This is a genomic window from Streptomyces sp. NPDC086989, from assembly GCF_044745505.1.
In the GTDB taxonomy this organism is placed as follows: Bacteria; Actinomycetota; Actinomycetes; order Streptomycetales; family Streptomycetaceae; genus Streptomyces.
The window spans coordinates 442,629-455,448 of the sequence record NZ_JBIVAL010000008.1; the positions used below are offsets into that span (position 1 = coordinate 442,629).

Annotated in this window: 11 protein-coding genes; 4 read left to right on the forward strand and 7 right to left on the reverse strand. The window is 70.7% G+C overall.

The window, feature by feature from the left end:
* Positions 1-287: 287 nt before the first annotated feature.
* Genes ACIPK4_RS22330 through ACIPK4_RS22345 form a run of 4 tightly spaced genes read right to left on the reverse strand, consistent with a single transcriptional unit; the run spans position 288 to position 5,165 of the window.
* On the reverse strand, positions 288-1,298 hold the full coding sequence (locus ACIPK4_RS22330; protein WP_402315165.1) for a DUF5914 domain-containing protein: 1,011 nt from the start codon (positions 1,296-1,298) through the stop codon (positions 288-290).
* Positions 1,295-2,323, reverse strand: a complete 1,029-nt coding sequence (locus tag ACIPK4_RS22335) for a phytoene/squalene synthase family protein (protein ID WP_402315167.1) — start codon at positions 2,321-2,323, stop codon at positions 1,295-1,297. The genes ACIPK4_RS22330 and ACIPK4_RS22335 overlap by 4 nt, the downstream gene beginning before the upstream one ends.
* A complete protein-coding gene (locus ACIPK4_RS22340; RefSeq protein WP_402315169.1) occupies positions 2,320-3,840 on the reverse strand; it encodes a phytoene desaturase in 1,521 nt (506 codons plus the stop codon). The genes ACIPK4_RS22335 and ACIPK4_RS22340 overlap by 4 nt, the downstream gene beginning before the upstream one ends.
* Positions 3,837-5,165 (reverse strand): polyprenyl synthetase family protein, encoded by a 1,329-nt coding sequence (locus tag ACIPK4_RS22345; RefSeq protein WP_402315215.1) that lies wholly within the window; start codon positions 5,163-5,165, stop codon positions 3,837-3,839. Before ACIPK4_RS22345 ends, ACIPK4_RS22340 begins: the two co-directional genes overlap by 4 nt.
* Positions 5,166-5,387: 222 nt before the next feature.
* Here ACIPK4_RS22345 and ACIPK4_RS22350 point away from each other — a divergent pair, with 222 nt between their 5' ends.
* From ACIPK4_RS22350 to ACIPK4_RS22360, 3 genes are read left to right on the forward strand one after another with little or no spacing between them, the layout of a single operon-like run.
* Entirely contained in the window at positions 5,388-6,575 is a 1,188-nt protein-coding gene (locus tag ACIPK4_RS22350) for a lycopene cyclase family protein (RefSeq protein ID WP_402315170.1), read from the forward strand.
* Positions 6,576-6,627: 52 nt separating this feature from the next.
* Positions 6,628-7,347: a class I SAM-dependent methyltransferase gene (locus ACIPK4_RS22355; protein ID WP_402315172.1), complete on the forward strand. Its 720-nt coding sequence runs from the start codon at positions 6,628-6,630 to the stop codon at positions 7,345-7,347.
* Entirely contained in the window at positions 7,344-8,909 is a 1,566-nt protein-coding gene (locus ACIPK4_RS22360; RefSeq protein ID WP_402315174.1) for an FAD-dependent oxidoreductase, read from the forward strand. The genes ACIPK4_RS22355 and ACIPK4_RS22360 overlap by 4 nt, the downstream gene beginning before the upstream one ends.
* 95 nt (positions 8,910-9,004) lie before the next feature.
* Here ACIPK4_RS22360 and ACIPK4_RS22365 read toward each other — a convergent pair whose 3' ends face one another.
* Positions 9,005-9,499, reverse strand: a complete 495-nt coding sequence (locus ACIPK4_RS22365; protein ID WP_402315175.1) for a hypothetical protein — start codon at positions 9,497-9,499, stop codon at positions 9,005-9,007.
* A gap of 323 nt (positions 9,500-9,822) precedes the next feature.
* The gene (locus ACIPK4_RS22370) at positions 9,823-11,229 is read right to left on the reverse strand and encodes a hypothetical protein (RefSeq protein ID WP_402315177.1); all 1,407 of its coding nucleotides are present in this window, start codon (positions 11,227-11,229) and stop codon (positions 9,823-9,825) included.
* Positions 11,230-11,389: 160 nt separating this feature from the next.
* On the opposite strand from ACIPK4_RS22370, the gene ACIPK4_RS22375 reads away from it, so the two are divergent.
* Positions 11,390-11,587, forward strand: a complete 198-nt coding sequence (locus ACIPK4_RS22375; protein ID WP_371681433.1) for a hypothetical protein — start codon at positions 11,390-11,392, stop codon at positions 11,585-11,587.
* Positions 11,588-12,454: 867 nt separating this feature from the next.
* Here ACIPK4_RS22375 and ACIPK4_RS22380 read toward each other — a convergent pair.
* The coding region (locus ACIPK4_RS22380) for a transposase (RefSeq protein ID WP_402315179.1) at positions 12,455-12,820 on the reverse strand (366 nt) is incomplete at its 5' end.

The following is a 12,820-nucleotide window of genomic DNA, read 5'->3' on the forward strand; positions in this document are numbered from 1 at the left end:
GGGGGGGGGCGTTTTCTGTGTCACCCCCGCCCGGGGGGGCGCCGGGGCGCGGGGGGGGGGGGGGGGGGGCCCCCCCCCCGCGCGCGGCCCCCCCCGGGGGGGGCCCCCCCCCCCGGCCCCTGACGACCTGCCTGATCGGCGGGGGGTGGGTTGCGGATGCGGGGTGGCCGGCCCTTGACGGCGCCGGGTGGTGAAGGCGCCGGGGGAGCGGAGACGATCCTGCCGTGGACCAGTGGCCGCCGTCGGCAACGGCGCCGCCCTCGGCTCGCCTGCTTGAACGAGCCGATTCACCCTGGGAACCGGCGTGTGGATCGCAGATGCCAGCGGCGCTCGGCGTACGCCAGGTCGTCCCTCCACAGCCGGGCCGCCGCAGTACGCATCAAGGGGCGCAGGAGCGGAGCGGCCCAGCGGGCGAGCGCGAAGCCCGGCCGGTCGGAGACGGCCACCACGGCCTCGGTCACTGCCGTGCGCGGACGGCCTCGCTCGTCCGGCTCGAGGGGGGTCGCGTGTGTCTCCACCACCGAGCCCACGCCTTCCCCGTCGGTGATGTGCATGACGACGGTGCGTGGCTCAGGAGCGGTGAAGACCGCCTGCACGGGCACGACCAGGCGACCGGCCAGCTTGAAGGAGACGTTGACCGTAAAGCCATCCTCGGTCTCGTCGGCCCCGGGGGAGCCGACGACCGTGAGATCGACGAACGAGTACGGGTGGAACCATGCGCCGTGCCACGGATCCAGGCGGTTGGCCACGACATCCTCGGGCTCGCAGATGCCGCTGCCCTCGTACACGGCGGCCACCCCACGGGCGAGAGCCGGCCGGGTCGGTACGACGGGGGCGTCCAGTGGCGCCTCCCCGCCGACCTCGTCGAGCCTCACCCACAACAGGATGCCGTCGTCGAAGGCCGGCAAGGGTTCCCAGCCCGCGAACGACGTGCCGTCCAGAGCGAGTCCGTGCCAATGGCACACGAGCGTTCCGCACCGGACCGGACTGTCCGCAAGGGGCGCCCCCAGGTGCGGGCAGACACCGGGTCCGGCGCGGAGCCCGCCGTCGGCGCCGCGCCAGAGCACGACCTCGTGGTGGCCTACGGTGCGGGCCACTGGGCGGTCGCCGCCCAGTGCAGAAGAGGCTCCCACGACGTACCAATTCCCTGACGGACGGGCCTGGGCCCGCTTCAGCGCTTGCGCGATCAGGTTCGGGCTCGCGTCGCGCCAGGTCGGCTCCTGCCGCTCCCACGGGAGGGGCCTGCCGCGCAGCGAAAGGGGCAGCCGGGTACGGCGTGCCCGCGGTCCGCGATTCATACGGCCTCCTCGGATACCGGCAGCGCCGGGTCGGCGGGCCTCACCAACGGCGCCGGGGCGGACACCGGGGTGGACACCCGTGCGGCGCACCGGCGGTGGCGCAGCCTGATCGCCGTCAGCCGGGCCAGTGCGCCCGCCGCCACCCTCGCGCGTGTACGGCGAGGCACCACGGCCCGGCGATGCAGCACGGCATAGCCGTCCCTTGCGACGGCGTCCAGGATGCTCCCGTAGAGGATGTAAGCGGTGCGGATGCAGGGCACGGACACCGGGTCCAGCATGGCGAGTCCGGGCCGCGCTTCTCGGTAGACGCCGCGGGTGAGTGCCTCGAATTCCCGCAGGGCGGCCAGCACACGGCGGTCTTGGCGGCCCGTGCGCCGGCACCAGTGCAGCAGTTCCCGCTCGACACCGTGCCCGGACAGCAGATCACACGGCACGTACACGCGCCCGCGGTCGAGATCGTCACCGACGTCCCGCAGGAAGTTGGTGAGCTGGAAGGCGACCCCGAGAGCTGCCGCGTGCGGCTCGGCTTCCTCCCGGGTCACCACCGTGCCCAACACGGGCAGCATCTGCAGACCGATCACGGCAGCGGAGCCGTGCATGTAACCGCGCAGGTCGGCATAGGTGGGATAGGCCGTCACCACAAGGTCCGAGCGCATCGCCGTCATGAAGTCCTGGAAGTGGCGGTGATCGATGGCATAGCGGCGAGCGGTGTCGGCGAGGGCCGCCACCACCGGTTCGTCGCCGTCCCCCCGCTGCAGCCCCTCGTCCAGACGTCGCTGCAGCGCCGCCAGTCGTGCACGTCGCTGCCCGGCGTCCGCGCCGGGATCGGTCGAGTCGACGATGTCATCGGCCCACCGAGCGAACCCGTACAGTGCGTGCACCGCCGGCCTGCGTTCGGCCGGCAGCAGCCGGGTGGCCAGGAAGTACGTCTTTCCGTGCGCCGCGTTGAGGTCGCGGCAGCGGCGGTACGCCGCGCGCAGCACCGGGTCGGTGATGCCCGCGGCGTCGAGTTCACGTTCCGTCATCGCGCCACCCCCGTGGTACGGACGGGAGCGGGCCGGGGGCCGCCGGTGATCCTGGCCGCCGCCAGCTTCCCCGACACCAAAGCGGTCGGCACGCCCACGCCGGGGGTGGTGCCGCAACCGGCCAGGACCGCGTTCCGCGTGCCCCGGACCAGATTGCGGGGCCGGAAGGGCCCCGTCTGCAGGAACGTGTGGGCGGCCGAAAAGGGGGTGCCCGCGGCATGTCCCTGGCCGGCCCAGTCTGCCGGGGTGACGAGGTGTTCGTCCTCGATGGCGGCCTCGATGCCGTGGAGGCCGCGCCGTTCCAGCTCGCGCAGCAGGCCGGTCCGGTAGCGGGGGCCGAGCTCGCCCCACGCAGCCCCTGCGGGTCCGATTTCGGTGTTGGGGCAGGGCGCGAGGATGTAATGCAGATGACGGCCTGGTGGGGCGAGAGCGGGGTCAGTGGCAGTGGGCCGGGTGATGAGGAGGGACGGATCGCTCATCAGCTTCCCCTGCCGCGTGAGTTCGTCGAACGTGGTGCTCCAGGCGGAGCCGAACGAGATCGTGTGGTGGGCCAGTTGCGGCCAGGTGCGGTCGGTGCCCGCGTGCAGCACGACGGCGGAGGGGGAGTGCCGCATCTTCACCGGCCTGCGGGGCGCGCGGCCGAGAAGCCGGTAGCTGCAGGGCAGATCCGGGGTCAGGACGACCGCGTCGCAGGAGATGCGGTCCTTCGCCGTGACGACGGCCGTGATCCGTTCGCCGACGCGCTCCAGCGCGGTCACCGGCTCGCCGAAGCGCAGCTCGGCGCCCGCGTCGGCGGCGGCGTCCGCCATGGCCTGGGGCAGAGCGTGCATGCCGCCGCGCGGGAAGAACACCCCGGCCACCGTGTCCATGTAGGCGATGACGGCGTAGGCGGCGAGTGCCCGGGCCGGCGGGACGCCCGCGTACAGTGCCTGGAAGGAGAAGACGCGCTGCAGCCGCTCGTCCTTCAGGAAGCCGGCGATGCGCCGGTCCAGCCGCCCGAAGCCGCCGAGCGCCGCCAGCCGGGCGAGGTCACCGGTCAGCAGGTCCAGTGGCGAGTCGAAGTTCACGTCGATGAAGCGGCGCATCTGAGCCCGGTAGAGCTGCTCCAGCCATGCGCGCAGCCGCCGGTAGCCCGCCGCCTCACCGGCTCCGGCGAACCGCTCGACCGCCGACGCCATCTCCTCGCCGTCGGTGTGTACGTCCAAGGTGCTGCCGTCCGCGAACGATGCCCGGTAGGCCGGGTGCAGTGGGATCAGCTCCACCCGCCGGTCCAGGCTGTCGCCGACCGCCGCGAAGGCTTCTTCGGCGAGGTCGGGCATGGTGAGCACGGTCGGGCCGGTGTCGATGCGGTAGCCGCCGCGGTCAAGGCGGCCCGCCCGCCCGCCCGGCAGGTCGTCGCGTTCGACCACCGTGACCTGGCGCCCGGCGCCCAGCAGGTGCAGGGCCGCCGACAGGCCGGCCAAGCCCGCCCCCACGATCACCACGCGGTCCGTACGACCGTCCACGGTACGAGTCATCGCACTCCTTCCCGTGCCTCGGAGCCGACCGGCGCATCGGACGCGGGTTGCGAGCGGGCACGAGGCGGCGCCGCGGCGCGGGCGGCGTGCGCGCTCAACAGGTCCCGCAAACGGCTCGCGGGGCCCACGACGTCCAGGGCGCCGTCGAAGTGACGCAGCCCTTGGGCCGACAGGCGGTCGATCTTGGCCTCGACAGCGGCCCGGGCACCCGTTCGCACCATGACCTCCCGCACCTCATCGAGACCGGCGCACGTCAGGTCCTGGTTCCCGAGTGCCCGTTCGAGCACCTCCAGGGCCGGCAGGTCGGCCTTCGCCCTGGCACGCGCCACCGTCAAGGCCGCCAGATAGGTCGGCTTCCCCTCCCGGATGTCACCTCCGCAGTCCTTGCCGGTGCGCTGCGGGTCGCCGAAGACGTCCTCCAGGTCGTCGCGCAACTGGAAGGCCGCGCCCACGTAGCGCCCTGCCGAGCACAGCGCCTCCATGGTCCGGCCGTCCGCGCCGGCCACCGCCGCGCCCAGCGCCAGGGGCCGCACGACCGAATAGAGGGCGCTCTTGAGCTGGGCGGCCCGCAGGGCCTGCGACGGGGAGCGTGAGGCGGACAGCTGGCCGCGCAGGTCGAGGAACTGGCCCGCCACCATCTCGGTGCGCATGTCGCTCCAGACCTCGCGCACCACGGACGCCGTCCACGGATCGAGCGCCGTGTCCGCCACCACATCGTCCGCCCACGCGAGTGCCAGATCCCCGGCCAGGACCGCGGCTGCCGCACCGAAGCGCGCGGCGCGCCCGGGCGGCGTATCACCGTCGCACCCGTCCCGCACTTCGGTGTGGAATGCCGGGCGGCCGCGCCGCAGAGCCGATCCGTCCATCACGTCGTCGTGGACCAGGGCGCAGGTCTGGATCAGTTCGAGCGCCACGCCGATCTGCAGGGCGGCCGCAGCCGTCGCCTCGTCGTCGCCGCCGCAGGCACGCATCGACCACCAGACGAGCTGCGACCGCGTGCGCTTGCCGCCCTCCTTGGTGAAGCGCGCGACCCGCTCACCCAGCTCACCGGCGAATTCGGCGTCCAGCACGCCGGCCCGGGTGAGCCGGTCAGCGAGCACCTGCTCCAGCGCCCGCCCGATCGCAGCGGGCACGTCCGCATCCACGACGTCGGGATCGACCGACACGGAGGCCACGTCCGCGGGGTCCGCGCCGTCCGCGCCGTCCGTGCCTGCGGCCGCCCGGCCGTCCCGACGGCGCCGCACAGCGGGCCGGGCAGGGGCCACCAGGCGGGGGGCGGGCGACGGTGCGGCCGCGTGCTGGTCCTTCGCCCGGGTCCGGCGCAGCATCCTGGCTCCTCTCGTCGTGCTGTCGACTACTTGGCATCCGTGTCTTCGGTCCCTTCCCGTGATACGGATGCGAATCCGGAGCGGTTACCCGGACGCGCGCGGGAATGCCATCGTGCGGGCGCACCTGACCAGGTGACCCGGCACGGACCGCATCCGATTCCTCGCCGTGGCAGGAAACGCTCTCCGAAGCAACTACGACGCGGGACGGAGGCAGCAGCCGTGCTGAAGGCGGATGTAGCGATCATCGGGGCGGGCGCCGCCGGCTTGTCCCTGGCCCACCGCCTGAACGGACACGTACCCGGAGCCCTGACCCCGTCCGTGATCCTCCTCGATGCGCCGCCCGGCCCGATGCGCCCCGCCCCGCGCACGTGGTGCTTCTGGGAGTCCGGCCCCGGCCGGTTCGACGCGGCGATGCGAGCACAATGGCGCCACCTGCGGGTACGGCCGCCCGTCGGGCCCGCAATCGAAGGGGACATCGCACCGCTGCGGTACAAGATGATCCGCTCCGACGACTTCGAATCCCTGATCGCCCAAGACCTCGCCCCCAGCTGCAACGTGCAGCGCGTCCAGGCGACGGTGGACACCGTGGAAGAGACCCCCGGCGGGCCCCGGGTGCTGATGACCCGGCCTGACGGCAGCCACGAGGTACTCGAGGCCCGCTGGGCGTTCGACTCGCGTCCCCTGCACAGCCTGCCGGCCGCCCGCACCGGCCTGCTCCAGCACTTCCACGGATGGTTCGTCCGCACGGCCCGATCCGTCTTCGACCAGAGCACCGCCGAATTGATGGACTTCCGTACCCCCCAGGCCGCCGACGGGCTCTCGTTCGGCTACGTCCTGCCCACCGGCCCTCGGGAAGCCCTGGTCGAGTACACCGAGTTCTCACCCCGGGTGCTCACGGACAGCGGCTACGAGGCGGCGCTACGGCACTACGCCGCAGACGTCCTGTCTCTCGGCGACCTGGAAATCATCGCGACGGAAACCGGCCTGATCCCCATGACGGACGCCCCCATGCCGCAGCGGGCCGGCGCGTCGGTGTTCCGGATCGGCGCCGCCGGCGGCGCGACCCGCCCGTCCACCGGATATACCTTCGCCGGACTCCAGCGTCAGACCCGGGCGGTCGCCGCCGCGCTGCGGCAGGGCCGCGAACCGCTTCCGCCACCCGCCCATTCCATACGGGCCCGCACCATGGACGCGGTGCTCCTGCGCGCCTTGGACCGTGGCCGCATCGACGGCCCCGACCTGTTCTGCCGACTCTTCTCCCGCGTCCCGCCGACCCGGCTGCTGCGCTTCCTGGACGGGCGTACGAACCTGCTCGAAGACCTCTCCGTCGGCCGCCACGCCCCGTTCGGCCCCATGCTGCGCACCGCCGCCGAGCTGCCCTTCCTGCCACGCCGGCCCTTCCCCTGACCCCTTCCCCCTGACCGCCCCCACTGCGATCCCACCAGTTCCTGGAGACCGTATGACCCTGCTGAGCGACGAGGACCTCTCTGCCGCGTTCGACCACGCCGCCCGCACCTACGACGCACTGGTCGCCGCCAACCCCGGCTACCACGCGCATCTGCGGCGCTCCGTACGGCGCCTCGGCCTGCCCGCACCCGGGAAGGGGCTGCGGATCCTGGACCTCGGCTGCGGAACCGGAGCCTCGACAGCCGCGATCCGCTCCGTCCTCCCCGCCGCCGACATCACGGCCGCCGACGCCTCGGCCGGCATGCTGGCGAAAGCCGCCGGCAAGCGGTGGGCGCACCCCGTGCGCTTCGTTCACGCCCCGGTCGAGCACCTGACCGAGACGGGCATCCACGGCCCCTTCGACGCGGTATTCGCCGCCTACCTCTTCCGCAACCTCACCGCACCCGACGCCGTCCTCGGCACCGTCCGCAGCCTGCTGCGACCGGGCGGCCGGCTCGCCGTGCACGAATACAGCCTCAGCGGCCGCCGCACCGACCGGGCGGTGTGGACGCTGGTGTGCCGCGGCATCGTCCAGCCCGTGGCGACCCTACTGGGCGACGGGCCCCTGTACCGCCACCTGTGGCACAGCGTCGTCCACTTCGATACGGCCGACCGCTTCGCCGCCCGGATCCGACGAGCCGGCTTCGACCAGGTCCGCGCCCTGCCCCTGCCGGGCTGGCAGACGGGCATCACCCACACCTTCGTGGCCACACGCCCGGCAGACCCCCGATGAACGGCCCCGTCCCCCGGCAACCTCCCGCGCGCCGCGGCAGGGACCGACGCGCACAGATCCTGCCCGCCCATCCGGGAGCCCGCCACGCACACGGCCGACACACGGCAGCCGTGATCGGCGGCGGGATCGCCGGTCTCGCCGCCGCCACCGCACTGGCCGAGCGAGGCGTGAAGGTGACGCTGTACGAGCGCGAGCCCTACCTCGGTGGCCGGGCAGGCGGCTGGCCGACCCGGCTGCGCGACGGCAGCCCCGTAACGATGAGCCGCGGCTTCCACGCCTTCTTCCGGCAGTACTACAACCTGCGCGGCCTGCTCCGTCGTACGGACCCTGTCCTGGCCAACCTCACCAAACTGCCCGACTATCCGCTGCTCCACGCGGACGGACCGCGTGACAGCTTCCGACACGTGCCGCGCACCCCACCATGGAGCGCGCTCGGCTTCGTCGCCCTCAGCCCGTCCTTCCGGTCGGCGGACCTGCGCGCCGTAGATCCGGTCGCGGCCCTGCCGCTGCTGGACGTCCGTGTACCCGATGTCTACCACCGCCTCGACGACATCAGCGCCCACGACCTACTGGAAGCCATCGGCTTCCCCGAGCAGGCCCGCCACCTGGCCTTCGAGGTCTTCTCCCGGAGCTTTTTCGCCGACCCGCGGGAGTTGTCCGCAGCCGAGATGGCGCTCATGTTCCACATCTACTTCCTGGGATCGGCCGAAGGCCTGCTCTTCGACGTGCCGCGCTCGCCCTACCCGGCTGCGCTGTGGGATCCCCTGGCCGCATACCTGGAAAGGCATCACACCGACATCCGCACCGGATGCCCCGTCGAGAACGTCACCCCCGCCCGCGACGGCGGGTTCGAAGTGGCCGGGGACGGCGAAGAACGACGCTACGACGCCGTGGTGCTCGCCCTCGACAGCACCGGCCTGCGGTCCCTGGCAGCCCGCTCGGAGCGGCTGGCGGACTCCGCCTGGCGGGAGCGCATGGCGTGCCTGCGCCCGGCTCCGCCCTTCCTCGTCACCCGGCTGTGGCTCGACCGGCCCGTCGCCCCCGACCGACCCGGCTTCCTAGGGACCAGCGGCTTCGGTGGCCTCGACAACATCAGTGTGCTGAACCTATGGGAAGACGAAGCCACCCGCTGGGCAGCACGCACCGGGGGCTCCGTGGTGGAACTCCATGCCTACGCCGTCGACCCGGCTGCCCAGCGCACCGCTCAGGAGCAGCAACTCCTTCATCAGCTCCACCGCGTGTACCCGGAGACCCGCGCCGCCAAGGTCGTCGACGTCCGCCACGAATGGCGCGAGGACTGCCCGCTGTTCTCCATCGGTGGCTACGCCGACCGCCCCACGGTCCGCACTGCCGACCCCGGCCTTGTGGTCGCCGGTGACGCTGTGCGTAGCGACCTTCCGGTCGCGTTGATGGAACGAGCGGCAACGACCGGCTTCCTGGCAGCGAACGCCCTGCTCAAACGCTGGGGTCTGCGCGGACAGACGTTGTGGACGGTACCGAACCGCGGTCGCACCGCCGTTCTGCGCAAGGCAGCCGCCTGGGCGGGTCATCGAGCCCTATGATTCCGGTCCCGTTCCGCCGTTGCCCCCCTCGGAGCCCCCCGCACCGGGCAGGTACGTGCGGTCCTCCTGCCCCGGGGACGGCGTAAGCCGGCGCCTCAGTCTCGTTCTGGATTCGATCTTCGAAGACGGACGCTGGTGCGCTGCGCGGCGACGCGGTGCACGTGCTTCACCGTGATCGCTACCGGGAGGCCGGCCAAGAGGAGGGAGAGCCCCACCGGGAGCACTCCGGCCCACGCCGTGGGTGAGACGTACGCGGTGCCGGAGGTGCCGTCCACCAGCCACGCATGGACGGGTCGCGAGCTGATGTTGCCCTCAACGGGGACCGTGAACGAGGAGCCGCCGTTTTCGGGAGTGAAGGTGCCCGAGCAGGACGTCGACGTTCCCGCGTTGGCCACGGTGTTGTCGTACGTCCGGCAGCTGGCTTCGGCCACGGTGCCGGGCTCGCCCCACAGCGCTGCCCGTAGCTCAGAGGTGAAGTTGGCCAGCACGAGGTAGGCCAGGAGCAGACCGACCAGGCAGGCCAGCGCCAGCCATGGTGCGGGTCCGACCTCTGCCGGTTGCCCGTCCGGAACGTCCCCACCCTCGCTCATCAGCATCCTCGAATCGCCGACTTACAGGGTGACCGATCCGGGGTGTCTCCGGAAGCCCTTGCGCGTGTTCTGCCTCCGCCGACGCACCCCCGGCGTCCAGGTGCGAGAAGAGCGGTGGCGGGTCGAACTTGCCGATCGGTCTTGCGGAGTCTCCCCCCTTGGAGGACTACGACGACGAGCCGCCGAAGCTGCTGATACCCCGCCACCGGCTCGGCCCGGCGCAGCCCTGCGGCATGCTGGGCTTCACACCCCTCGCTTCTGTTGGTCCCTGTCGGGAGGAACACCGCTCACCGCCTGACGGCGCGTCACTGCCCTGACTGCTCCTAGCTCGGGTGGCCCTCGGCGGAGCGGGCCTTTTTTAGGAGCATCTTGAAGGGTGTCTGGTCCATGGAGCCACGTGCCAGCGAGAGGCCGTACCGGTCGATGAGGCGCTGCTTGTAGTGGCGGTCATGAGAGTCGAGGGTGATTCTGCTGCCCGGCGGCGATATGGCCACGTCTATGCGCGACCAGTTGCCGAAGGACAGCGTCCACGCGCGTATGTACTGCGGGCCTCGGGCGATGTTGAGGATCTCGCTGCTGTTGGAGATTTTGGACTCATCTCTGTACTTTGCGTCCTTGGGTTCCTCGCGGCTCCACTTGCCCTCCCTCTTGAGCACCTCGACGGGGGTTCGAGATTGCCCGTACTCGGGAGGCAGTGTCATCCTGTCTCTCCTGATCGCGTACACCTCGGTCTCGGCCCTGAGCGTGTCGTAATCGAGTTTATCGGGATTCTTGATGTCGACCACCGAGTCCTGTGATATTTCTTCCCCCGGATCCAGTTCGCGGCCCGCCGGTGTGACGAATTCGCCATCGTAGATCAATTTATATTTAGAGGTGGGATTTCTGGTTTGCGTGATGTCGTTCGCGGGCCCACCATGGACCCAGTAGATACTGCCCAGAATGTAGACAGGAATGCTGCCGTTATTCTTCACGTAAGTATGGACCGTCACGTGCAGTACCGACCTGGCGCTGTCCAGGCTTACCTCCCTGAATTCGGCGCCACTCATGATCAGCGGAGCTGTTACGGTGGGTACGTAGAGCTGCGTATACGCCAGGTTGATACCGGCGATCAGGGTAGGGACGATCGCGCCGATCGCTATTCGCCGGGGATTGCGCAGTCCTTTCCATGCCCGGGACTTGATGAGTTCAATCCCGGCCAAGATGGATCCTATGAGGAAGCAGATCCCGACCACCGTGCAGCCGGTAAAGCGCTCGCCGATCTGCAGGAGAAGGAGCGAGGAGCTGCAGAGGAAGACGATCCCGACTCCCACCAGAACGAGGGGCCCCGAATAGGTTAGCTTCCGTTGGCGCCAGTAATCGAGGGTGGCAAATGCGGCGATCAGCTCCACCAGCCCTGCAGCCAGTACGGAATATCCGGCGAGTCGCTCGCCAAAGGTCAGGGCGCGCTGGCTGTCCATCCAGCCGACCCTGAGGAGCAGTCCAGCGGTCAACAGGAAGCCGATGAACATGAGACTGCCCACTATGCGCCGCTGTGCCGTTTTATCCGGCCAGACGAGACTGTCTCCGCCGAGCCAGTGGACAGGGTGCCCGGGTGGCAGCCCAGCACGTTGCAGAATTCTTCGGAGTTCCCCGGGAGACCGCGCCTTGCCTGTGCACTTGCCGTTGAGCGAGACTTTGCGCCAGCCAAGATCATCAGGCGGCCCTACGGTTACCTCGGGCATGTTCGCCATAACACCAGCCTGGCGTCTGTTCGCGGACGGCGCCTCTGGAGCAGGTCTGCGCCCCCACACCGCCCCCAACCAGGAGGCCACACGCCAGGGTGCGCATGACACTGTCCTGAGTGAAGCTGGTCATGACGTGTTGGTGTCGCTCATTCTCAGAGGAACTCCCATGCGTACACGACTTCTCACTTTCATCGCCGCCGCGATCCTGGCCGCTCTCGGTGCCGTGGCGCCCGCCGTGCAGGCTGCCGCACCCGGTATCGACGAGCCGGGCTGCCGGCACGCCCATGGAACGGTGCAGTACGACCCCGGTTCCGGCCGGTGGATCTGCGCGGGCGGCAGCCACGACGGCGAATCCATCAACTGACCCGACCACGACGTCAGGTCGACCATCTGCTTGGTGCTGCGCAGCTGGAGGCGGTTCACGGTGACGGCAGCCGTCACAGGCCGTGCGGCAGGACGACGAACGGAAGGGCCCTCGCGAACCGGAGCGCGCAGCGGGGAACCGGACGCTCGGTGTCGCCCAGAGCAAGATTGACCGGCATGACTCCACCGTCGCCGAACCTCCGACGAGAGGGCGTCGGCCATGCGGACGTCACGATCCGCCGAACGGGGGAGCCAGCTGTTGATCGCAGCGGCGGTTGATGGTCGCAAAGACGCGGAGCCCGTCCGAAGAGCATTTACGGGACAGCCTTTGGAGCTGCTTTCGGAATGAATTCAGGCATCGCCGGCAAACGCGTGCGCAGGCGAGGCTGAGGAAGGCTTCGTGGATGTCGTCGCGGACTTCCCAGCGGATCCGCTGGCGGCGAAACCCGTGGAGATGGGCGAAGTTCCGCTCCACGGCCCAACGGTCACACCGAGGCCGTAGCCGTGGGAACGCCGCGGCGCGCGATCACCGGCTTCACGCCCAGGGCCCAGGCGGGACGACGGTACTTGTCGCGGTCGTAGCTGCGCTCGCCGAGAACCGCTCCGGCCGCCGGCGCGGGCCTTCACAACGTGGCCAACCCCGACAAGCTCCACGCCGTCGCCGTCGCCGTCGCCGTCGCCGTCGCCGTCGCCGTCGCCGTCGCCGTCGCCGACGGCACCCGGCACGATGTCAACTGAGCCGCCCCACCGTCGCCGACGCCCTCCGGAACCGTCTCGAGCACCCTGACCCGCTGTCCTCGGCCCGGGTGCGAGTAGGGGCTTCCTTGCCGCACTCGCGGCACCCGAGGGTGAAGCCCACTCAGAGGTCCTAACAAAGGCGTCGGACGTGGCGGTGGGTGATGAGGCAGGTGGCGAGGCCGAGGAAGGCCTCGTGGATGTCGTCGCGTCGTTCCCATCGGATGCGGAGCCGGCGGAAGCCGTGGAGCCAGGCGATGGTCCGCTCCACGACCCACCGGTAGACGCCGAGGCCGGAGCCGTGCGGGACGCCGCGGCGGGCGATCAGCGGTTTGACCCCGGTCGCCCAGACCAGGCGGCGGTACTTGTCATGGTCGTAGCCGCGGTCGGCCAGGAGTATGTCTGGCCGCCTGCGGGGTCGGCCAACCAGGCCGGCGACCGGCGGGATCTTGTTCAGCAACGGCATCAGCTGAGTGACGTCGTTGCGGTTCCCGCCAGT